The sequence below is a fragment of the Methylobacterium sp. J-092 genome (assembly GCF_022829325.1).
In the GTDB taxonomy this organism is placed as follows: Bacteria; Pseudomonadota; Alphaproteobacteria; order Rhizobiales; family Beijerinckiaceae; genus Methylobacterium.
Map to the genome: position 1 here is coordinate 1 of NZ_JAKSXU010000071.1, position 23,174 is coordinate 23,174.

A 23,174-nucleotide genomic window follows, 5' to 3' on the forward strand; every position below is an offset into this window, starting at 1 on the left:
GACTCCCAGAACGGTTCGTGTCTTATTGGGGCAGGTAGACAGGTGTTGTGTTGTGGCGTTAGGCTGGTCAGGGGTTCAGGTGTGTGGTGGAGGGAGTTGTCGACAGGCGTGAGTGGGGGGGGGCGAGGAGGTGTGGAGGTGAAGAGTGAAGGGGGGGGTGCGAGGGGAAGGGGGGGAGGACGGTGGGCGCCGGGCGGGGGCGGAGGGGGGGGGGGGGCGGGGGGGGGGGGGGGGGGACGACGGCAGTTGCCGGAATGGCATGTCTGCAGGTCAACCCCGGCTTCGCCGGAGGGTCGCGACCGAACGCGATGCGAAGCCGCCCCCGTTATGCGGGTGGGCCGGAGCAGTGTCGAACATGATCTAAGTCGACGTTTCAGCTCGCCGCCATGTGCCTTTCGACCGGATAGGCCATTCTGGTGGCAAGCGCTGCCCGATAAGTGGCGTACCTCTCCCATCGGACATCTGCGGATTGCCGAATCGATCCAATCGTAGAGAATGGCCACGCTGGATATCTGGATGGCGGTGATGGCTCGCAATCCCTCTCCGGGGGCGATACGGAAGGATGGCCGGAGGGCATTCTATGTTTACCTTCCGCCGCCACTCATACGCGACCTGAAGAAGGCTGCCCTCGACGAGGAGCGCCCCGCATACGAACTTGTGGAGGAAGCTGTGGAAGCGATGTTGCGGAGCAGGCGGGACGGCGTCGCTGGCTCGGATGGGATGGCCTGATCCATGGCGATCCAGACCGTACGTCAGCTTTGCCGCATATCGGACCTCGTCGACGACGATGGCCTCGTGGATCAGATCGCGAACCTGGACGATCTCCATCGGGGCATCGACGCGGATGCGTTCTTCCGGCGCAACCACTTCACCGAGGGCCTCAGTGCCCTTGTGCGCAACGGTTTCGACCGCCTCTCAGGACGGTCGGACGGGGGGGCATTCTATCTCTCTCAGTCGATGGGCGGGGGTAAGACCCATTCGCTAATCGCTTTCGCCCTATTGGCGCAGGATGACGGCCTGAGGCACCGCATCATTCCGAACATCGCCCCCACCGCAACGTTCGGCGCTGCTCGGGTCGTCGTCTTCAACGGGCATCAGAACCCCGAAAATTTCCTATGGGGCCTCGTGGCGGAGCGCCTGGGGCGACCCGAGGCCATGAGCCGGTTCTGGAAGGACGGCGCCAAGGTTCCTGGGGTTGATGCATGGGAAGCCGCCCTCGGGACGGAACCCGTGCTGATCCTGCTCGACGAGCTGCCGAGCTACCTCCAGATGGCGGAAGGGCAGTCCGTCGGCAACTCGACGCTCGCCGACATCACCATCGGCGCCTTGGAGCGCCTGTTCAACGCGTTGACGCGCCTCCCCCGTGCCTGCGTCGTCGTCACGAATCTGATGGACGACGTCTTCGCGGAGGGGTCGGGACGGCTCAAGACCCTGATCAACACCCTCAACAAGCAGTACGGGAAGTACGCCCACGCCATCACGCCGGTCCAGCAGAACAGCGGCGAAGTGTTCCAGATCATCCGCCGGAAGCTGTTCGACGACCTCCCGCCTGACGACGTCATCGACGAGGTGGCGCAGGCTTATGTGGACGAGCTCAACAAGGCGAAGAAAATCGACGACATCGCGTCGGTTCCCGAGAGCTTCATCCAGCGTATCCGCGAGACCTACCCCTTCCATCCATCCATCCGGGACATCGTCGCGCGGTTCAAGGAGAACCCGGGTTACCAGCAGACCCGCGCCCTGATCCGCATCCTCCGCCTCGCCGTTAGGAACGCCTGGAAGTCCGACGAGCAGATATTCCTGATCGGCCTGCAGCACCTCGACCTGAACCATGGCGGCACGGTCGAGGAGATCCGCAAGATCAACAACCACTTCACCAACGCAATATCGAAGGACATCGCGGACCGCGGCAATGCCTTGGCTGAGCAGATTGACGACGCGGCCGGGTCCACGACGGCGACGTCCGTCTCCAAGCTCGTCCTGATGGCATCGCTTTCAACCGCGGAGCAGCCGATCCTCGGCCTGCGCCGCTCGGACATCGTCGAGTGCCTGGTGGACCCGCTTACGCGGACGTCCGCGATCTCCACCGCATTGGACAAGCTGAGCGGGACCGCTGAGTACCTGTTCAAGGGTCCGGACGAACGCGTCTATTTCGGCCAGACGGCCAACGTCATTTCAGAGATCAATAACACGGCGACCAGCCTGACGGAGGAGGTGGTCGACAACGAGCTCCGCAAGAAGCTCGCTGAGATCTTCGAACCGCGCTCGAAGGCCCTCTATCGGACGCTCGCGATCTTGCCGTCGCTCGATGAGATCAAGGTCCTTGAGGATGACGTCACCCTCATCGTCCTGGAACGCTCGGCAAAGGACCTTCCGAAGGCGCTGACGGACTGGTGGTCCAAGCTCGATCGCCAGAACCGGGTCCTGGTCCTCACCGCCGACCTGACGTCGCTTGGGACCCTACGGAACGTCGCACGTCAGATCCGTGCCATCGCCATCGTGGAAAAGATGACGCTGGCCCGGCACGGTAAGGATTCGTCGCAGTCTAAGGAAGTCGAGGCGATCCGCGTGCGGGCCGCCAACTCCTTCACGTCGAGCGCACGCGAGACGTTCACCACCTTGGTGTTCCCCGCCGAGCGCGGACTGCGTGACTTCGGGCAGTTCCAGATGGTGTTCGACAACAACGATTACCGCGGCGAGGAGCAGATCCTAGCCACCCTGGAGCAGCGCGGGAAGTTCTATCCGTCGGCCAAGGTCGAGAAGGAGATCAAGGCCCTGCGCGACGAGGCGGAGATCGCGTTGTTCGACGCCAACGCGGTCCAGCGGTCGGAGCTGCGCAGGAAGGCTGCGGCGAAGCCCGGCTGGTACTGGCTGGCGTCGGGTGGGCTCGACTATCTCATTGAGGAAAGCGTCAGGACGAAGCACTGGCGCCTCCGCAACGACCTGGTCGAGAAGGACTATCAACGCGAGACATCGGTATCCGCACGCCTCGACGGGCCTCTCGACGCCATGCTCGATAAGGGCATCTACAAGCTCGTGGTCCTCCCCGAGGAGGCCGACATCGTCTACGCGTCGGAAAGCGGCCCCCCCGATCCGAGCGTATCCGGCCGGGTCACGGGGCGCTCCTACGAGACGAGCGCCTCCCGCGTCTGGTTCCTTGGCGTGAACTCCAAGGGGGAGGCGGTCACGGGACCCGTCTACGAATGGCTTGCGCCGATCCTGATGGTGGCCCGTGCGTCCTCGACGTCGGCGGGGCTGCAGGTCGAATGGACCGTCATCCCTCGTACGGCCGAGATACGTGCGACCTTCGACGGTAGCGACCCGTCCCGGGGGGCCGTGGTGACGCAACCTCTTTCCGTTCCGCACGACGCGTTCGAGGTCCGTTTGCTCCCGGTGGTGGACGGACGCACCGGCGATGTCTCGGTGATCAGGCGCGCGGGCCCCTCCCCCCTGCCTTCTGGGCCTCGCACCATCCGAGACGACCTGCCCCTGACGCTGCTGGAACGGCAAAAGTTCGATTCGATCACGCGCCTGACGGATGCCCTCTCGGCGTTGAAGTCCGCGCACGGCTCGGCCGTGCACGGCGGCCAGGTCGACGTCGGTACCGACGAGCCGGAAACCTTCGCGGACACCACGTTCGGGGACGACGTGGCGCTCCGGCCCGAGGCCATCGAGACGATCATGGCGACCCTGGCCGCCGCCGGCGGTTTCACGGCGACCCGCGCCAACGCCAGCTTCAACAGCATCAGCTTCTCCTCCGGCAAGGACTACAAGGTGTTCGCCGACGCGCTCGGGCTCGACTTCGAGCGGATGGTTTGGTCGCAGGACGAAGGTCGGTAGGGGACGATAATGTCTGGGTTCGATTGCGCCGACCACTACCAGGAACACTGCTACCTCGTGCAGGTCCCCCGGACTGCTAAGGAAAGTGTGCACGTCTTCGAGGTCTACGGGCGGCCGCCCAAGGCCACCGAGGATCTGTGGGCTCCGGAGGTCACCCTCCGGGCCCAGCTCACCAAGGGTAAATGGGACGCCATCTCGGCCGAGGTCCGGCTGGAATTCAACCGGCGGCTTAAACTCGAACGACGGAAGGCCGGAACCTGGTCCCAGGGCGGAAACGGGGTCCAGCGTCTCCTTGGCAAGGAACTGCTCGTCCTCGTCTGGGCCATCGAGCAGGACGTCGTCTCGCTTGAGCAATGCGAGGTGGCGGTCCGCAACTGGTTGGGCCTCAAGCCCGAGGAGCGTTGGTGGCTCTACACCATGACGGCGGCGGCCACCGGCTTCGCGCACCAGGTCGGAATGGGCTGGCGGGACGCCCTGACCAAGGCGCTTTGCTTCGGGACGAAGCGCGACGTGTTCTCGCTCGGCTCCGTCACCGGCCGCGGTACGCTCCCGCCCCGGCGCAACGACGCCTACGCGCCCGTGAAGGATGCCAATCGCAAGCGGATCGAGTTCGCGGCGCTGCGCGCCATCGCCGCCAACGTCGAGGTTCTGGCATGAACGCCCGCGTCGAGAGCCTCGGCAATCCCGGCCCGGTTCCCTTTTCCCTGCGGGACGCCCCGTCCTTCATCGAGGCGCAATTCCCGGTGGGGCGGGTCTCGGCCGAATCCTTCAAGGAACGCTCGGCGGTCCAGGGGCAGCTTCTCACGACCCTGGGCACGTACTGGAAGGGCCGCAAGCCCTTAATCCTCGTGAGGGCGACCGTACTCGGATGCCTCCTGCCTGCGACCGACGATGCCATCGGGGACCTGCGCGTCTTCCTGCTGCTGATGGGCATGGATGACACCACGTTCGCTCGGCGCATGGCTAGCTTCCCGGCCAAGAAGGTCGATCCCGATTGGCCCGGTTACCTCAAGGTTATCGAGCCGGGTGAGCCTCCCAAATGGCGCAAGACGCTTCCGAAGGCCGAGCGGCAGGCGCTCCTGGCGGAGTGGCTGCTTACGCTTCCGTACGACCGGCGCCTGGACCTCTGCCTGAGGCCCGAGGATTGCTCGGAACGCGAGTTGCTCGACGGGATCTGGGACGACGTGAACGCGCACCTCGGCACGACCGCACGTTCCATCGCCGAAATTGTCCGGCAACTCGGCGTGATGCGTTACGGACATGCGCCAAGGCTCGCCGACACCTTCTGCGGCGGAGGCTCGATCCCGTTCGAGGCCGCCCGGATCGGTTGCGAGGTGCTCGCCTCTGATCTGAACCCGGTCGCCTGCATGTTGACCTGGGGAACGTTCAATGTGGTGGGTGCGTCGGCGGAGGCGCGCTCGGGGTTCGAGAAGGCTCAGAAGGAAGTTGCCGCGTCGGTCGAGCGGGAGATCGCGGAACTCGGCGTCGAACACGACGCGGATGGAAATCGCGCCAAGGCATACCTCTACTGCATCGAGACCCGTTGTCCGAAGACGGGATGGATGGTGCCGATCCTCCCGACATTCGTCATCTCGAAATCGCGCAACGTCGTCGCCACCCTGGTTCCGGACCCCGTCAACCGGCGGTACGATATTGATGTCAGGACAGGTGTTTCGGAGGCGGACATGGCCGCCGCCGAGACGGGGACGCTCCGCGACGGCCGGTTGGTCCATCCGGCAAATCCCGAACGGGATGGCGTGGCCATCGGCGTCATCCGCGGCGACCACCGAACCGACGACGGCCGGAACGCGAACGGCCTCCGGCCATGGGGCAAAGACGATTTCATCCCGCATGCCGACGACGTCTTCCAGGAGCGATTGTACGCGATTCAGTGGATCGACAGGGAGACCGTCGACAAATCACGGCAGGTTACGTTCTTCGCGGCCGTGAGCGCGGAGGACCTAGCACGGGAAAGACGCGTCGAGGACGTCGTGGGAACCAACCTCGCGTCATGGCAGGACTTGGGTTTGATCCCGGATCAGCACATCGTCCCGGGTGACAACACCTCGCAACCCATGCGCGAGCGCGGATGGCGATACTGGCACCACCTTTTCGGAGCCCGGCACCTCCTGTACTTCGCTTCGGTCTCAAGGAACATTCGCGCGCTGGACGACCACCTCCAGAGTGCCTTATACCTGAACCTGGCGAAGGCCTTGGACTGGGGAAACAGGCTTTGCTATTACGGGACCGGCGCCGCGCGCGAGTCCATAAGCCATCTGTTCTCCAACCAAGCATTCAACACCCTGTTCAATTATGGCGTCCGGGCATCGCGTGGCCTGAGCGAGCACATCCTGCTTGAGTTCGGCGAGGTTCGGGCGGTGCCGGGCTCGGCGGTGGTCGCGAACGCATCGGCGCTCGACTTCGCCGGCGACATCGACCTCGGCGTCTCCGACCCACCCTATGCCGACGCGATCAACTATCACGAGATCACCGAGTTCTTCATCGGGTGGCTGCGGAAGAGACCGCCGGCGCCGTTCGACGCATGGGCCTGGGATAGCCGGCGCGACCTGGCGGTGAAGGGCACAGACGAGAAGTTCCGCTCCGACATGGTCAAGGCTTACAGAGCGCTCTCCGAACGAATGCCGGACAACGGCATGCAGGTCGTCATGTTCACCCACCAGGACGTCGGCGTGTGGGCTGACCTCGCCGCGATCATGTGGGCGGCTGGGCTCCGTGTGACGGCCGCCTGGAACGTGGTCACCGAAATCGCCAAGCCGTCCGGTGGGGGAAACTACGTTCAGGGAACGGTCCTTCTCGTCCTTCGCAAGCGCCTTGCTGGGGCGAAAGTGAAGAAGATGGACATCGAGTACGAGATCGAGACGGAGGTCGACTGCCAACTCGCGGTCCTGAACGACCTCGACAAGGACTGGACCTCGGAACGCCTATACACGGACGGCGACCTTCGACTCGCAGCCTACGCGGCGGCCCTTCGGGTCATCACCGGTTATACCCACATCGACGGCAGCGAGATCGGCGTCGACATCTACCGCAAGCTGGCCAAGGGCGAGAAGACGGTCATCCGTGGCCTGATCGAGTACGCTGCGGGCGTCGCGAACAACAAGTTGGTCCCGGAAGGGTTTCCCGAGAACCTTTGGCGCGATCTCGATCCCGCATCTCGTTTCTACGTCAGGATGTTGGACATCGAGGCAACGGGCGCCACGAAGTATGCCCACTACCAGGATTTCGCGCGTTCCTTCTCGGTCCAGAACTACCACCTCCTCATGGAGTCCAAGAAGGCGAACGCCGCATCGCTCGCCGGGGCGTCGGCTTTGAAGGGGGCGATGCTGGACGGCGAGGGGTTCGGCTCCTCGCACCTGCGGCGGATACTGTTCGCCGTCCACAAGACCATGCAGAAGGATGATCCCAAGGAGGGTCTCGCCTACCTCCGCACCACGTACGAGGGGGACTACTGGGGCAACCGGATGAAGCTCATCGAGTTCGCCAAGTACGTCTCGGCCAAGACCGCCGTGACGAGGCCGGACGAGAGCGCCGCGGCGGACATGATGGCCATGCGGTTGGAGGTGGACCGGCTGTAGGGACGGTCCCGTGACGATTCTCCGTCATTCGTCGCGTCGTGCGTCTTTGCGCGACATGCTTGCCGAGCGGCTGTCGCGAACGCGGCGCTATCTCCGCATCGCGGGTTACTTCCGGTCGTCGCTCCTCGAACTCGTCTCCGAGGAACTCGGCGGCGTCGACGAAATCCGCATCATCTGCAACGCAGAGGTGGACGCGAACGACGTCCGGGTCGCCCGCTCCGTCGAGACGGGGGCGTTATCGCAGGCACTGGTCTCGGCCTGGATGGCCGACCGTAACGGTCTCGACGAACTCCTAGAGAAAGGTCGGTATCGCATCCTGCACGGCCTCCTGGCCTCGGGACGGATGAAGGTCCGCGTCGTCCCACGCGACGGCGGCAACGTGTTCCTGCACGGTAAGGCCGGGATACTGGAGTTTCGCGACGGCGGTTCGACCGCCTTCGTCGGCTCCATGAACGAGAGCGCGACCGGCCTAAAGCATTCCTACGAGATCCTCTGGGAGGACGATGCGCCGGAGGCGACGGAATGGGTCCGCGAGGAGTTCGAGCACTTCTGGGCGCTCGGCGTCGATCTACCTTCGGCGGTGATAGGACATATCGGATCGGTCGCGGGCCGTTCGGAGTACGCGTCAATTGAGGACGCTCGCCGAAAGGGAGAACTCTCCAACCCGGCCGCGTCCCTCGTCGACCGCCCAATCTACAGGACAGGGCAGGTCCTAAGGCCGTGGCAAAAGCGATTCGTGCAGGCATGCGTTGACGACCATGCAGCGCATGGGAAGGCCCGCTTTCTCCTTGCGGACGACGTCGGGCTCGGCAAGACGCTGTCGTTGGGCGCCGCGGCCCTCGTCCTCGCCCTCCTGTCGGACGGTCCGGTCCTCATCCTCGCACCGGCGACGCTGACCCGTCAGTGGCAGACCGAGTTGGTTGACATGCTGGGGATACCATCGGCGATCTGGTCATCGACGCGGAAGCAATGGATCGATGGCGAGGACTTCGCGATCTCGTCGAAGGGGGATGCGTCCGCGGTCGCCCGCTGCCCCGTGCGAATCGGTATCGTATCGACCGGCGTCATCGTCAGCGGGGACGATCAGGGCGAGGCGGCCCATCTACGCGGCAGGCGTTTCGGGGTCGTGGTGCTCGACGAGGCGCACAAGGCCAGGGCGGACAGAGGCGGGAAGGATGGGGGGCGCGTGGGCGCCAAGCGGCTGCTCGATTTCATGGAGCGTATCGCTGCGAACTCCGAGAACGTCCTCCTCGGGACGGCGACGCCGATCCAACTGGATGCCGTCGAGATCCACGATCTGGTGGCTCTCCTGTCCAAGGGCGCGATCCATGTCCTCGGCAAGGAAGGAAGCCGCGGATGGATATCCGACACATCCATGGATTACCTCACCGGTGAGCGGGATTGGCCGACCGATCCGACCGACCAGTGGGGCCTCCTGCGCAACCCGCTGGCCCCGATGTCCGAGGACGCGATCTACAGGAAGGTTCGGTCGCTGCACCGGATGGCGCCAAGCCAGGTCGAAGGTCCTCGTTACGAGGATCTCTCCCGCGGCCTAAAGAGCCAGGTCAGGGCTGAATTCGCGCAACTCGCCACTCAGACGAACCCGATCATCCGCCGCGTCATCCGCCGGTCGCGGCCCATGCTGGAGGATGCCGGGTTGCTGTCCCGGATCGAGGTCATGGTTCATCCCCGTCAGTCAGACGGGCTCCCGGTCGATCTGTTCTCAGGCGCCGGACTGGAGATGGGTCTCTCCTTCAGGATGGCCTACGATGCGGCGATACGGTTCTGCGCCCTCTACGTGTCGTCCCGGCCGTCCGCGGGATTCATGAAGACCATCCTCCTCAGGCGGATCGGATCGTCCGTGGAGGCGGGGCTCAACACGACGCGCATGCTGCTGCAGGGTGCCGAACCTCGTTCGCTCGTCGACGACGACGACGACCTTCCGGACATTAGAACAGAACGCCTGGCTTTGACGCCATCGGAGATCTCCTGCTTGCGAGAGGTCGAGGGTCATCTTGCTGCGGTTTCCCAGAGGGAGGGATTGGACCCGAAGGTGGCCGTGATCGCGCACTACCTCGGCGAGGGGGGCTGGCTGCGTCGGCACGGCATGATCGCCTTCAGCCAATTCTACGACACCGCGGAATTCCTGGGTCGCGAACTCGCGCGCCTATTTCCGGAGCAGCCGATTGCGATCTACGCCGGTGGTGGTCGGTCCTTCGTCCTAAGCGATGGTGAAAGGCGACGTACAGACCGCAACGCCATCAAGGATGCCGTACGCGACGGATCGATAAAGCTCGTGGCAGCCACGGACGCGGCCTGCGAGGGCCTGAACCTTCAGAGGCTGGGTGCGCAGGTGAACGTCGACCTGCCTTGGAACCCCTCCCGACTTGAGCAGCGCAAGGGACGCATCCAGCGCATAGGCCAGACGCGGTCGACCATCCACGTCGCGAACCTGCGCTACGCAAACACATACGAGGATGACGTCTACTCGGCCTTGTCGGAACGTTTCTCCGACATATTCCAGGTGCTGGGCCAGCTTCCAGATTCATTCGAGGACGATTGGGTCGATGCGATCCTCCGGGACCGGGATGCGGTGAAATCGTTCCCCGCCCGGGTGAAGCTGACCAAGCCGGCGGTCGAACGCCGCTACTCCCGGGACGTGGCCGGCGACACGGATCTGACATGGGAAGCGACCGAGACCATCCTCTCGTCGAGGGACATCGCCGAGTTCATGAGGAAGGGCTGGTAGACCGGACCGGACGTCTTGGCCGCGCCGACCCCGTCGGCCAGCGACGACACCGCCGAACCCAAGGGGCACGTCTCGGTCGCGGATGGAAGGGGTACGCCCCTAGGGTCACGGTTCGGCACCTGCACATGCGAATTCGGTCCGATCTTGCACGCCGACCTCCCCGTGACGGCTCGGGTGATGACCGAACGTGGTCCGTGCCGACCTAGTCGTCGGTGTCTCGCGCGAAGTGTTGGGGGAAGCGGTCACGCCTCGACCGATGAGCGGGCCCTGCCAAGCGACGCCATTCCCGTTGGTATGGCTTCGAACGGGGATGCCAAATTTTTTATCCGTGGCACTATCCAATCGACGCCAATCGCTTCGCTCTAGGGACACGCTCTTCAACGGGAGCAATTTTTTGTCGAACATGACAGAGCCAGCCATCCGCTCCCCCGAGGATTGGAAGGAACTGGCCGAAACCGGCGGGCTTGGGACCTGCGAGCCGGAACAGATGGTGGCGGCATGCCGCGACGAGGCGATGCGGGATGGTCGCCTTCGGGGGCTGCTGCTGGATCACCTATGCGGCCTAGCCCGCCCGTACCTAATCAGGCGGGCCAATAAGGACATGCCGAACGGCGGCCTCGACGCCGTCGACGACATCGTCTCGAAGATGGCGCTCGCCATCGTCGATCCCGTTGCGAAGGACGGGGTGGGGTTCGGGGCCGCCTTCTACACCAAGTTGCAGCAACGCCTCGCCGACCGTCACCGGGCGTGGCGGGTGCAACAGAGGCGCATCGAGCCGATGCCCGTCGACGACGAGACCGGCGAGATCCTCGAACCGCCGGACGCCGCCGGCCTGACGCCCGAGGAGGCCGCGACGGTCGACGACCTGATCGCGGGCCTCCCCGACAACCATCGCAGGGCCTTCCTGCTCCACCGCGCCGGCTTCCCGGTCTCCTCGAAGGGGGAGTGCATCGCCACGATGCTCGGGGTCCAGCCGAAGACGGCTGATGCTTGGATCAAGAAGGCCGTCGCGCACCTGCGCGAGCAGCTTGGACTGGACCGATGAGCACCGAAGACCTCGACGACATCATCTTCCGCTTTCACCAGGCCGCCGAGCCCCTGACGCCGGAGCTGGTCGGTGATTGGGTGGGTCGGTACCCCCAGTTCGCCGACGACATCAGGGCCCATGCGGTCGAGATCGTCGACATGCGGTTCCTCGCCGGGCAGGACGCCGGGGACGAGGCCGCACCGGCGGACGAACCCGCGACGCCGGTCGCCGGCACCACCCTCCGCGCGGTCGCGAAGGCCGCGGGCACCTCGCTGCGCGACCTGGCGGACGACCTCGGCATCGCGCGGTCCATCGTATCCGACCTGAACACGGCGACAATCGAGACCGCGAGCGTACGGGGCCGGTTCGTCCGACTCGCCTCCGAGCGCCTCGGCGTGACGATGGAGTGGCTGTCCACCGTGCTTGCCGGTCCGGGCGAGGCGTCGGTGGGTGCCGCGTTCAAGGCGGAGGGCATGCCGGGGGTCGGACGTCGGAGGACGTGGGAGGAGGCCGTGCGGGACTCGGACATGGACGCGGGGCGCAAGGCGTTCTGGACCGCCGAGGAGCGCTGAGCATGGACGTGTGGCGCGACATCCGTATCAAGGCGCGCCAGAGGCACCGCGAGGCGTCGGTCTCCAATGGGCTGACGCCGGCCACGGCCATCGTCGCCGCCGGGCTTAAGGTCGCCAAGCTCCAGGTCGACCGCTTCGAGCCGGGCGTCCGCTACAAGGCCGGCGTGCTCGGCGTTCTGGAGCGCGAGGACGGCTTCGTGCGCCTGGCGTCGAACCTGACGCCGGAGATGGCCGCCGTCGTGGCGGCGCACGAGCTCGGGCACAACTGGCTCCATGACGACGCGGCCTTCATGATCCGCGACGTGGAAGCCGGCTTCGGCGGAAGCCCGGTGGAGACCGGTGCCGACAAGGTCGTGGCGTACTCCCCCCGGCAGAGGCTTGAGGTCCAGGCCGACGTGTTCGCGCAGGAGTTCCTGCTGCCGGCGGATCGACTGCGGCAGCGGCTGATCGCAGGCGAGCGCCCCGCCGCCATCGCGGTCGAGATGGGCCTGCCGATTGGGTTCGTCCGGATGCAGGCCATCCGCGCCCTCCTCCTGCCGCCGCTCGCTCCCACGGACGTCGAGCAGCGCCCGAGAGTGGCCCCTCCGCCGGACCCGGAGCAGCGGCAGGCGGCCGAGTGGGACCATCGGCCCCTCATCCTCGATGCGGGTCCCGGCACGGGAAAGACCCGCACGCTCGTCGCCCGGGTCAAGCACCTCCTCGACGGCGGCACGCCCGCGTCGTCGATCCTGGCGCTGACCTTCTCCAACCGGGCCGCCGCGGAGATGCTCGAACGAATCGAGGCGCTCGACGTGTCGGGGACGCCGCTCGTGTGGGTCGGCACGTTCCACGCCTTCGGCCTCGAACTGCTGCACCTCCACCACGCCGCGGCCGGGTTGCCCGCGAAGTTCGAGGTATTCGACGAGACCGGCGGGCTTGGCCTCCTGGAAGGGATCCTGCCCGAACTCGGCCTTCGGCATTACCAGAACCTGTGGGACCCGACCTTGGAGCTTCGGCCCATCCTCAGGGCCATCTCGCGCGCCAAGGACGAGCTCGTCTCCGCGGACGCGTACGCCGCCGCGGCGCGGGAGACGGAAGCCAGGGCCGTGACGCCCGTCGAGAAGGAACGAGCCGGCAAGGTCGCCGAGATCGCGCGGGTCTACCAGGCGTACCAAAGGGCGCTGGGCGAGCGCGGAGCCGTCGACTTCGGTGACCTCGTCTACCTCGCCGCCAAGCTGCTCGCGGACCGTCCGGACATCCGGGACGAGGTTCGGGGACGTTACGGTCGCATCCTCGTCGACGAGTACCAGGACGTGAACCAAGCCAGCACGGCCCTCCTCGACCAGCTGTCGGACGGGGCGAGGAACGTGTGGGTCGTCGCCGACCCGCGCCAGTCGATCTACCGGTTCAGGGGCGCGGCGCCGACCAACGCCATGCGGTTCACCGAGCGCCACGCCGGGGCGGAGCGCCGGCAGCTCAAGACCAACTATCGGTCGTGCGAAACGGTGGTGCGCGTCTTCGAACGATTCGGCATGGACATGGCGGCCGCCCCGAAGCCGGCGGTAACTTGGAAAGCCCACCGCGGCAGGGTCGGCTCCGCCGAGGTGGCGCACGCGCCGGACCTGCTTTCCGAGGCCGCGGCGATGCGGGACCGGATCGAGCGGCTCCGTGCAGAGGGTATCCCCTACGACCAGCAGGCCGTGCTGGCACGCACGCATCTCTGTCTCGCCAGGTTCTCCCGCCTGCTCCAGGAAATGGACGTCCCCGTGCTGTACCTCGGGGACCTGTTCGAGCGGCCGGAGATCCGCGACCTGCTCGCCCTCGTTTCCCTTGGCGCCGATCCCGCCGGCGCCGGGCTCGTCCGCGTCGCCGGCTTCCCGGAGTATGGGGCCTCGCGAGACGACGCGCTGAAGGTCATCGCCGAGGCGACCGCGAGCGGGGAGGACGTCATCGCCGTCTGCGCCCGCGCCGCCACGCTCCCCGGAATATCGGAGCGCGGAGGCATCGGCCTCCCTCGCCTGGCGGCGCACCTGTCGGGGGTGGAGTGGGCCACCACCGCCTGGCGGGTGCTGGCGACCTACCTGTTGGAGACCAGTGACTACCTCAGGCCCCTCCTCGACGCCGACGACGCCCGGTCCCGGCAGCGCCTGGTGGCCATCTATCAGCTCCTGAAGTTCGCTCGCGAACACGCCGACACGACCCTGGGGCGCGGGGGACGGCGCCGCTTCCTGGAGGACATCCGGCGCCTGGAGCGCCTCGACGACGAGCGTCAGTTCCGGGCGGTCCCGCCCGAGGCGGATGGCCTCCCCGCCGTGCGGATGATGACCGTCCACGCATCGAAGGGGTTGGAATTCCGGGCTGTGCACCTCCCGCAGACGGCGACGCGCTACGTGCCCGGTCCGCGGCGCCCCTCGGCCTGCCCCGTGCCTATCGGGCTGGAGCACCTGGAAGGGCAGCCCGGGGACCACGCCGCCGAGGAGGAGTGCCTTTTCTTCGTGGCCCTGTCCCGCGCCCGGGACGTCCTGTCGGTCAGCAGCGCCTCGACCTACACCGGGAGACAGGCCTGCAACCCCTCCAAGTTCCTGAAGCCGCTCGCCGCGGTCCTGGGAGCCACGCGGGCGGTCCCACCCCATGCGCGCGCGGCGACGTCGATTGACCACGTCGTCGTCCCCCCGCGCGAGAGCCATGAGGAACGCCATCTCGAAACCTACATGAAATGCCCAGCCCGCTATCGCCACGAGGTGGTGGAAGGGCTTTCGACCCTCGCCGAGAAGAGCGCCTACCTACGGTTCCACGGCTGCGTCCGACAGGTCCTCGCCTGGATGGGGGACAAGGCATGCGCGGGCGATCCGGTGACGGCGCCGGAGGCTGCCGCCTACCTCGAACGGGTCTGGCGGGACCGCGGACCGAGCGGTGGGTTCGAGGCGGTCTATCTCGCCGAGGCGCATCGGATGGTGTCGGCGGCCGCGACCATGCCCGACGCCGGCCATCGCCCCTTGGAACGCGTCCTCTCCGTGGTCGTGGCCGGCCAGACGGTGGTGGTCAGGCCGGATCGCGTCATGGAGGCCCCGGACGGATCAATCATCATCCGGCGGTTCCGCACCGGGCGTAGGAGCAAGACCGAGGAGGAGAAGCCCGTGTGGGCGCTCCTCGCCGGGGCCGGCGAGGCGGCGTTCCCTGGCCGCACCGTGCATCTGCAGGCGTTCTATCCCGCCGCCGCAGAGGTCGTTCCCATCGTCCCCGAGCGGGACGGGACGGAACTGGCACCGTACGCCGACGCCCTGGCCGGGGTGGCGGGGGGCGCGTTCGCACCGGTCACCAGCCGCGATTGCCCGACCTGCCAGTTCTATTTCATCTGCACCGCCGAGGATTCTTTCTGACGGCATGACCGAATCCCGCGGCCCCGCTTCGCTGAGGAGGCATGGGGCGGCCGATACCGAGGGCCTCCCGGCAAGGGCGAGAGGCCAATATGAACGCGCACAACCACGTCGACCGTTACGAGATCGAGATCGGCGACGAGAACCTGAACTTTACCCGGCACGTCATCGACGACCCGAAGCCCGCGGGGCGGCAGTTGATCCGGAACGCGGGCGTCCACCCCGTCGAGGATTACGTCGCCCTGGCGATGCTCCCCGACGGCAGATTGGAGGACGTCGGCCTCGACGAGCTCTTCGACCTCCGCGGCCAGGGGGCGGAGAGGGTCGTCGTCCTGAAGGCCGATGCGACCTACCGCTTCATCGTCGACGGTGAGGAGAAGGTCTGGAAGACGGTGGTCAGCGGGCGCGTCCTGAAGATCCTCGCCGGCGTCGACCCGGTCCGGCACGACGTCTACCAGGACATCCGCGGCGGCGACGACCTCCTCATCCGCGATACCGACCTCGTCGACCTCACGCGGCCGGGCGTGGAGCGGTTCTTCACCGCGGTCTCGCAGACGACGGAGGGCCTCTCGGCCCTCCTGCCACCGCGTGACGTAGCGTATCTCGACAACCGCGGCATCGCCCACGACGACCTCGTCGAGGGCGGCCAGCGCGGGATCGTGCTCCGCGACTTCCCCCTGCCCGCCGGGAAGTTCGACGCCAACAGGGCCGACTTCCTCCTCCTGCTCCCGCCGGGGTACCCCGATTGCCCGGTCGACATGTGGTACGCCTTCCCGTGGCTGAGGCTGGCCGGCACCGGTGTCGATCCGCGCCAGACCTCGGTTCCGTTGCAGGCCGCCGGCCGGACCTGGCAGCGGTGGTCGCGGCACAACTACGAATGGCGTCCTGGCACGGACGGCGTCCACACCATGGTCAAGCGGATCGAGCGCGCCCTCGCCGAGGCCGCCTGACATGCTCGACCTCATCCTCCTGGAAGCGCACGAGGCGGAGCTCCGTGCGCTGCTCGCCACCTCCGACGGTGCGGAGGCCGCGGCCTACCTGCTCCTGGGCGCCGCCGAGATCGGCGCCGACCCTTGGTCCGGCGAGCGGAGGCGGCGCCTCGTCTCCCATCGCGTCATGCCCGTCCCCGAAGAGGATAAGGTCTCGGCGTCGGACGTCCACGTGACGTGGTCGACGCGCTCGTTCGTACGGCTGCTCAAGGTGGCGGAGGCCGAGGGCCTGACGCTGGCCGTGGTCCACACCCACCCCGGCAGCCATGCCTTCTTCTCGGACCAGGACGACACCAACGAGGCGGACCTGCTCGGGATCGTCGGGAACCGGTCCGGGGATGGGCATTCGTTCGCCAGCCTCGTGCTCGGCGGCGACGGAAGCGCCTGCGCCAGGCTCTGGACCACGCCCCACGCTGCCGACCCCTGCGACCGCGTGATGGTTGCCGGCCGTAGCATCCACTTTCACGGGCGGTCCGGGGATGACGGCGGTGACGTCCTCGACCGCCAGGCGCGGCTGTTCGGCCCGACGTTCAACGGCACCGTGCGAGGTATGCGGGTCGGTATCGTCGGATGCGGCGGCACGGGGAGCCCGACCGCCATGCTCCTCGCCCGCCTTGGCGTCGGGCACCTCCTGCTGATCGACGACGACGTGGTGGAGGCCAGCAACCTCAACCGCATCCACGGGGCGCGGCGCAGCGACGCCGACGGCGGCGTGCCGAAGGTCGACGTCCTGGCGCGGGAGATCGACGCGGCGGGCCTCGGGGTCGCCGTGGCCACGTTCAGGGGCTGGGTGGGCGATGAGCGCGCCCGGGATGCCTTGCGTTCCTGCGACGTGGTCTTCGGATGCACCGACGATCACGATGGTCGGTTGTTCCTGAACCGAATCGCCTACTTCTACGGCATCCCCGTGATCGACATGGGGCTGCGCATGGTCCCGGCCCGGGAAGGCCGCCCGTACGAGATGGCCGGGCGGGTCACCGTCGTCGGCCCCGGAGCCCCGTGCCTGATGTGCCGCGGGCTGATCGATCCGCGCCGGGCGATGGAGGAAGCGCTCCGCCGCACTGATCCCGCAGCCTACGAGGCTCGCAAGGCCGAGGCCTACGTCCTCGGCGGCGGCGATCCGGCACCGGCGGTAGTGACCTTCACCACCGAGACGGCCTGCATGGCCGTGAACGAACTGCTCCAGGGCCTGACAGGATTCAGGGGCGAGGGAGGCATGCGCACCGGGAGGCAGCGCAGGTTCGACGCCGTCGAGGACCGTTCCACGACGTGCACCCCGCGGGCCGGCTGCGAGATGTGTGGGGGCACGGACGTCTGGGGCTTGGGCGACGTCAGGCCGTTCCTCCGCAGGGTTGGATAGCGATGGGACCGCTGATCGCACGGGCGCTCCGGAGGCTGGGCCTCCTTCGTTCGGAACTACTCTCACGGACGGTCTCGCAATACCCCGACGCCGCCTCGGTCCGGGACGGTGACCTCGTCCACGTCGTCGACGGCGGGATCGAGAAGTGGGCCTGCTTCCGCTGTCCCGGCGGATGCGGGACGCTCATCCCGCTGTCGTTGAACCCCAAGCGCCGGCCGCACTGGTCCGTGACCTCGGACTGGCTGGGGCGGCCCACCGTGGCCCCGTCGGTCCATCAAACCAACGTCTGTGCCTGCCACTTCCATGTCAGGCGCGGTCGGATCGACTGGTGCGAGGATGGGCGCCCGCCGAAACGCCTTGGCGGCCCCGCCGATGAACTACGGACCGTGGGGCAGCGCGTAGGCGCCGCCGGGAGGAAGGCATGACAATCAACGACCGGATCGGCTCGGTCGCCGCATGGATCATGGCGGAGGTCGCGACCGGGCGACTCGTCTACCAGGAACGGGTTGCACGGCATGTCCGACAGAACGTGGGCGAGGATCTCACCTACCGGAACGGGAACGGGAACTGGGCCTTGGACAAGCGCATCAACGAGGCGTTCAAGAAATTCAGCGGCGACCGGGTTGTATGGGAGCGCGGTAGCCAGTGCTGGCGCCTGCGCCGACCGAACGACAAGCCTGGACGCATGCAATCGTGATCCCCATTTCCACTATGGAAATCCCGGCTCAGATCCTCCGAACGTGAATTCTCGCGAAAATTGAGACTTGAGATTTCCAAGCCGTTCAAAAAGTGGGATCTGGTCGCGGGTATCGGGCTGCCTGCTGAAGTTCTAAACGAAGGAAGTCATGCGATGTCCAAAATTAGAGGTAGGAACGATGGCCCCGGCGGCCGCAACGAGCACTACGACGTCGGGTCCCGCCCGAACGTCCCCCGCCGCAACGTGGTGGCGGAGATCAAGCGCGGCGAGCATCCCGACACGCACGTCGTCACGGTGAACGGCCGGGAATACGCGCGCGACAACCCTGACGCGTCGACGAAGGACAACGTGAACCGCGGCAAGTAGCGTTCCGTCGCTGTCCTCGGAACCCGACGCCTGATCGACACGCATCCTGGTGCCCGCAACGATGCTTGCGATGCCTGTCGAGGCTGTGACCTGATCCGTGACGACGTTGAGGTCGGCATGACGGCATCGCAGATCCTTGTCTCAGGCGCGCGGGACAATTGGACCAGTGAGACGGCTCGGCTGGCGATGCCGCTGTTGTTGCGTTGTGCAATCGACGGTCGGAAGATCACGTACGGCGAGCTCGATGCAGCCCTCCATGCCACGCATGGGAGGGCGCGCATGCCTGTCCTGCCGGTGTATGGCCGTCCGGCGGGGCGCATAGGCGATGTCTGCGCCGCACTCGAAGATGAGATCGGACGGCCGGTCCCACCGCTCAACGCCATCCTGGTGAACAAGTCCGGCATCCCGGGTCATGGCGCCGACTACTATCTGCGCCGCGCCGCCGGCCGAACGAGGGGCCGATTGGGTTCGTCCGCCCGTCGCTCGCTCGCTCTCGCTACCATTGACGCGGTGCACGCCTTCCAGGGCTGGTGGGAGGTCGCCGAGCACCTTGGTATCCGCATACCCCCGTCCAGAAAATCATCCGACGAGCCCCTTACCTTACCCGCCGGAACGGGGCGTATGCCTGTGGGGCCCGAGAGCGAGGCCCACCGGCAACTGAAGGAGCGCGTGAGATTGCGGCCGTCGCTCTTTCGGGACTACGGGCGGTTCCCGAGGGGCGTTTCCGAGGCCCCCCTCCTGTCCGGCGACAGGGTCGATGTCCTGTTCGTATCCGGATCGGGGTTCCATCTCGCCGTGGAGGTCAAGACTTCGAGCGCCCCGGACCGCGAACACGCGAGGGGTGTCTTCCAAGCCCTGAAGTACCGCGCGACGTTGCGGGCAATGCTGGAAGTGGAAGGGCGGTTGCCCCAGGCAGACGGGGTGCTGCTCCTCGGGCGCCGGCCGTCCGATGCCGTGAAGGCTATGGCCGATAGGCTCGGGGTCAGGATCTTCGTCGACGCCTGACAATATCGGGGCCGGCGAGTTTGTTCGCGATCCACCAACAAACAGGCGGTGCCTTGTTGGCGGATCACGAACAACGCGGACTCATTTTTGTTCGACTTCGGCCTGCAAACCAGACGGTAGTTTGTTGGCGCTCTGCCAACAAAGGCGAGTGGGTTTGTGGGCGATCCTAGGACACGGATCAGGCATCCGTGAATGAAGCCGCCAGGAGGACGACGACTACCCCGACGACTGCGGCGGTCCGTCCCTCCACACGCCGGTGGGCCGCCATGGCGTCCGCTAGGGACGCGTCGGTGAGCGCATTGTAGTCCGCGTCGTGGAGGAAGTTGGCAGCCCGTGACAAGTACACAACTTGGGGGATGGCAACGCGGGCGTTGCGACCGGAGGCTGTGCGCGCCCTGGCGGGTTGTCCGAGGCCCGGCGTGATGAGACGATGCCGTGCTTGGAGGATGCCGTGGGGCGAATCGACGTAACGCTGAAAAAGCTCCTGACCGGGCGTGCGCCGGCGTTCCAGGAACAGATCGGTCTGCCGAGGCAGATCGACTTCCTGCCCGGCGAGGTGCTGGAAGACACCGAATTGCGGGTGGACGTCCTCGCGCGCCGTCACGGCGGTGACGGGCCTTGGTTCCACGCCGAGTTGCAGTCGACGAACAAGGCCGACATGCTGCTCAGGATGCTGCGCTATCGGTCCGGGCTCACGAACCGATTGGCGGTCGAGAAGCGGTTCGCCCCGACCGAGAGTGTCCCGTTGCCGGACCTCGACCAAGTCTGCGTGTACGTGGGTCAGTCGCCGATGAAGATGGCCAATTCGGTGAACGACAGAGGCTTGCACTTTGGCTTCAGGCTCATCGACGCCCGGTCGCTCGACCCGGAACGGCAACTGAGCAGTGTCTCGGTCAACGACAACGTGCTGGGCGTGCTTTGCCGGAACGGCTCGACGCCGGACAGGATCGACCGTATTCTGGCGAAGGTGGCTTCGCTGGGCTTGCCCGAACGCTCCGATGCCTTCGCACGTTTGCTGGTCCTGTCGGACTTACGGGGCATGAGGGACAGGGTACTGACGAGGAGAGAGGAAATGGGTTTCTCGGTCGATCTCAGCGGCGTGCCGATGGTGGAGGATGCGTTCCTGCGGGAACGTGCCAGGACGGAACGGGAAACGCGTGCCGGCATGGTCATCAACGCGCTAGAAGGCAGGTTCGGCGAGGATTCAGTCCCGGCCGGGGTTCGCGACGCGCTGGAGGATCTTAACGTGGATGCCCTTACGCGCATGATCATGAGGGTGCCCAACGCCAAGTCGGTCGAGGGCGTCCTTGGCAACCATATGCCCGTCTCCGCCCGCACATACGGGTAGTGGGCACCCCGGTACCCTACCCCGTTGGTTCCGGTGCGGTGTCACGGCGGCAGCGGGCAATTCGCGAGCGACGGTCGCGCCGTCCAGCCGCAACCATCTCACGGCTGGCGGGTGACCGTGTCAGGTCGCCGGGATCAGGAAGTCGGGAGCCTCGTACAGGGTCGACCGCGGCGCGGCCCCTCTCCAACCGAGCGCGGCGATCCCGGCTCCCATCGCCCTGACCTCGGCGTCCGTCAGCCGAGGGTCCAGGAGGATTTCGTCGAACACCGCATTCGCTTCCAATCGATAGCGGAGCGTGCCACCCGCGCCCTTCGGCCCGGCGGCGCGCGGAACCGACTGGTACATGATCCTCACCTCACGTTCGTGCCGGAACGCCTCGCGCTTGATGCAGAGTAGCCGGGCAAAGCCGTCGCCTTGGCCCCCGATGCTGACGTCGGCGAACGTAAGCTGGCCCATCATGGCCTTGATCTCGTCCTCCGACTTGTAGTCGACTTGGCCGACGAAGAACTGGATCGGCGGCGACCAAGCAGGGGTCCGGCAGAGGTTGTCGAACAGCTTGCGTACCGTCGTCTTCACCTGGACCCCGTTCCTGTCGGAGCTGTAGATGCGCCACATCGCGTCGGTATCGCAATTCGTAGTCCAGCACTGCCCGTACCAGTCGTCCGCGAGGTTGCCCAAGGTTGCTATATCGCCGCCCATGTCGACCTTCGTCCGGGCGAGGAAGAAGTTCTCGAACGGGTCGTCCCAGGCTGAGGGGTTGCGCAGGGCGTCCTCGCCCGTGTCGAGCAGGTCCAGGAACCACCTCAAGGAGTAGGTCCGGTAGATCGCCTAATCGGGGTCGATGCCCCCGATGTAGTTGCGTGCGCCGACCGTCGTCATGCCGCTCTCTTACGTTGACGAGCGCCTGCCGGAACACAGGTTACCACGGCATCATCCGATTTGATCCGAAAGGACGACCGTGGCCATAACCATGTCGCCGCCGCCGAGCTGCACGGCCATCGAGGACGGGACCCTTGTGGAAGGTACAGGTCTGGACTTCAAGCAGAAGGTCGACCTCGAAAGCGACCGGGGCAAGACGAAGCTCGTCGACGACGTCGTGGCCATGCTGACCGCCGGTCCCGGCTACCTCGTCTTCGGCGTGGCGGAGGAGAAGGGCCGCTTCCGCCATTTCGAGCCTATCAGAGGGGACCGCGACGCATTCGAGCGGCGGCTGACCTCGGTCCTGCTCGACAACATCGATCCGCGCCCGCTTCGGATCGCGATGAGTTCCTTCGAGGTCGACGATGGCTTCGTCGCGATCCTGCACGTGCCATGGCACGGACGCAGGGCGTTTCAGAACCGCATCACCGGGGGATTCCTCACACGGACGGGCGCCAGGAACACGCCGTTGACCCGCGACGAGGTCCGCGCCCTGTTCGTGCCCGAGGAACGGTTCGTAGGCGACGCGCTCGCCCTGGCAGGGCGCGAGGACGCCCGGTGCATCGAACGCGGACTACTGCAGGACGACGGGCCAACCTTCCATCTCGCCGTCGTCCCTGAGGAGCGTTACCAGCCGGGCCGCAGGCCGTTCGACCGTGGTACGGGCAGCCTAAGGGTGGCGCCCCTGTTCCATCACGGTGGCGCCGAGGTCCTCAGGCCCTGCCAGGACGGGTACGAGGCGCTCCAGGTCACGTTCATGGAAGGACGCTCGATCACGCGGGGCTTCGTCGACAGCGATTGGTCGCTCTACGTCCAGGTCGCGCACCCGTTCTCGGACGATCATGGTCGCGTCACCCTCCACGAGTTCGGAAAGGCCCTACCCGGCTATATGGCCGCGCTCGCGGACATGTTTCGCGAGGATCTCGACGGGCCCTTCTGCGTAGCCATGGCGGTGAGGAACCTGCGCCGGAACCCTAAGGTGGGCTGGGTCTTCCCGACCACCGACGGCATCGCCGTGCCTCCCGTGCTGGTCGACCGAATCGACGATGCAGATTATACGGAAGGCTTCGCCGCCGCGGTCGTGCGGGGTTCCCGTTATGGATGACATTCCAGGACGTCCGCGTTCCCCTTGTCTATTTTCGGATCGCCAGCCTCGGCTCTGACCGGCGTCCACACTACCGCCGCTGTCCGCGAGCCAGAGCCCGCACTAAGAGCGCCTAACAGAACCGCCTGATTTGGTTGAGGGTGATGAGACTGGCGGCGAGGTTGGTGAAGGCCTCGTAGATGTCGGCGCGGCGCTCGTAGCGTACGGGCAGGCGTCGGAAACGGTTGAACCAGGCATGGGTGCGCT

At 66.3% G+C, this 23,174-nt stretch carries 17 protein-coding genes and 1 pseudogene; 16 read left to right on the plus strand and 2 right to left on the minus strand.

What is annotated here, in order from left to right; genetic code table 11:
* Positions 1-495: 495 nt before the first annotated feature.
* The 15 genes from MKK60_RS08110 to MKK60_RS08180 all read left to right on the plus strand — a co-directional run bounded on the left by MKK60_RS08110 (position 496) and on the right by MKK60_RS08180 (position 20,905).
* The gene (locus MKK60_RS08110) at positions 496-729 is read left to right on the plus strand and encodes a hypothetical protein (RefSeq protein WP_243984963.1); all 234 of its coding nucleotides are present in this window, start codon (positions 496-498) and stop codon (positions 727-729) included.
* Between the two features lie 3 nt (positions 730-732).
* Positions 733-3,840 (plus strand): DUF499 domain-containing protein, encoded by a 3,108-nt coding sequence (locus tag MKK60_RS08115; RefSeq protein ID WP_243984965.1) that lies wholly within the window; start codon positions 733-735, stop codon positions 3,838-3,840.
* Between the two features lie 9 nt (positions 3,841-3,849).
* Positions 3,850-4,497, plus strand: coding sequence for a DUF3780 domain-containing protein (locus tag MKK60_RS08120; protein WP_243984967.1), 648 nt, complete (start codon positions 3,850-3,852; stop codon positions 4,495-4,497).
* Positions 4,494-7,436 (plus strand): anti-phage-associated DUF1156 domain-containing protein, encoded by a 2,943-nt coding sequence (locus MKK60_RS08125; RefSeq protein ID WP_243984969.1) that lies wholly within the window; start codon positions 4,494-4,496, stop codon positions 7,434-7,436. Before MKK60_RS08120 ends, MKK60_RS08125 begins: the two co-directional genes overlap by 4 nt.
* 10 nt (positions 7,437-7,446) lie before the next feature.
* Complete coding sequence (locus tag MKK60_RS08130) at positions 7,447-10,185, plus strand: helicase-related protein (RefSeq protein ID WP_243984971.1); 2,739 nt, start codon at positions 7,447-7,449, stop codon at positions 10,183-10,185.
* A gap of 403 nt (positions 10,186-10,588) precedes the next feature.
* Entirely contained in the window at positions 10,589-11,230 is a 642-nt protein-coding gene (locus tag MKK60_RS08135; RefSeq protein WP_243984973.1) for an RNA polymerase sigma factor, read from the plus strand.
* Positions 11,227-11,784: a helix-turn-helix domain-containing protein gene (locus tag MKK60_RS08140; RefSeq protein WP_243984975.1), complete on the plus strand. Its 558-nt coding sequence runs from the start codon at positions 11,227-11,229 to the stop codon at positions 11,782-11,784. Before MKK60_RS08135 ends, MKK60_RS08140 begins: the two co-directional genes overlap by 4 nt.
* Before the next feature lie 2 nt (positions 11,785-11,786).
* Positions 11,787-15,143, plus strand: coding sequence for an ATP-dependent helicase (locus MKK60_RS08145; RefSeq protein WP_243984977.1), 3,357 nt, complete (start codon positions 11,787-11,789; stop codon positions 15,141-15,143).
* Positions 15,144-15,232: 89 nt separating this feature from the next.
* Positions 15,233-16,090 (plus strand): multiubiquitin domain-containing protein, encoded by an 858-nt coding sequence (locus tag MKK60_RS08150; RefSeq protein ID WP_243984979.1) that lies wholly within the window; start codon positions 15,233-15,235, stop codon positions 16,088-16,090.
* Position 16,091: 1 nt separating this feature from the next.
* Entirely contained in the window at positions 16,092-17,489 is a 1,398-nt protein-coding gene (locus tag MKK60_RS08155; RefSeq protein ID WP_243984981.1) for a ThiF family adenylyltransferase, read from the plus strand.
* A gap of 2 nt (positions 17,490-17,491) precedes the next feature.
* Positions 17,492-17,914: a DUF6527 family protein gene (locus MKK60_RS08160; RefSeq protein ID WP_243984983.1), complete on the plus strand. Its 423-nt coding sequence runs from the start codon at positions 17,492-17,494 to the stop codon at positions 17,912-17,914.
* On the plus strand, positions 17,911-18,186 hold the full coding sequence (locus tag MKK60_RS08165; RefSeq protein WP_243984985.1) for a DUF6953 family protein: 276 nt from the start codon (positions 17,911-17,913) through the stop codon (positions 18,184-18,186). Before MKK60_RS08160 ends, MKK60_RS08165 begins: the two co-directional genes overlap by 4 nt.
* 153 nt (positions 18,187-18,339) lie before the next feature.
* A complete protein-coding gene (locus MKK60_RS08170) occupies positions 18,340-18,552 on the plus strand; it encodes a hypothetical protein (protein WP_243984987.1) in 213 nt (70 codons plus the stop codon).
* Between the two features lie 117 nt (positions 18,553-18,669).
* A complete protein-coding gene (locus MKK60_RS08175; RefSeq protein WP_243984989.1) occupies positions 18,670-19,557 on the plus strand; it encodes a hypothetical protein in 888 nt (295 codons plus the stop codon).
* A 439-nt stretch (positions 19,558-19,996) separates the two neighbouring features.
* Positions 19,997-20,905 (plus strand): hypothetical protein, encoded by a 909-nt coding sequence (locus MKK60_RS08180; RefSeq protein WP_243984991.1) that lies wholly within the window; start codon positions 19,997-19,999, stop codon positions 20,903-20,905.
* A gap of 120 nt (positions 20,906-21,025) precedes the next feature.
* On the opposite strand, the gene MKK60_RS08185 is transcribed toward MKK60_RS08180, so the two are convergent.
* Positions 21,026-21,712: a DUF2971 domain-containing protein gene (locus tag MKK60_RS08185; RefSeq protein ID WP_243984993.1), complete on the minus strand. Its 687-nt coding sequence runs from the start codon at positions 21,710-21,712 to the stop codon at positions 21,026-21,028.
* Between the two features lie 151 nt (positions 21,713-21,863).
* On the opposite strand from MKK60_RS08185, the gene MKK60_RS08190 reads away from it, so the two are divergent.
* Positions 21,864-22,928, plus strand: a complete 1,065-nt coding sequence (locus MKK60_RS08190; RefSeq protein ID WP_243984995.1) for a helix-turn-helix domain-containing protein — start codon at positions 21,864-21,866, stop codon at positions 22,926-22,928.
* Positions 22,929-23,040: 112 nt separating this feature from the next.
* Here MKK60_RS08190 and MKK60_RS08195 read toward each other — a convergent pair.
* Positions 23,041-23,174: pseudogene (locus MKK60_RS08195) on the minus strand (IS5/IS1182 family transposase); the annotation flags it as partial.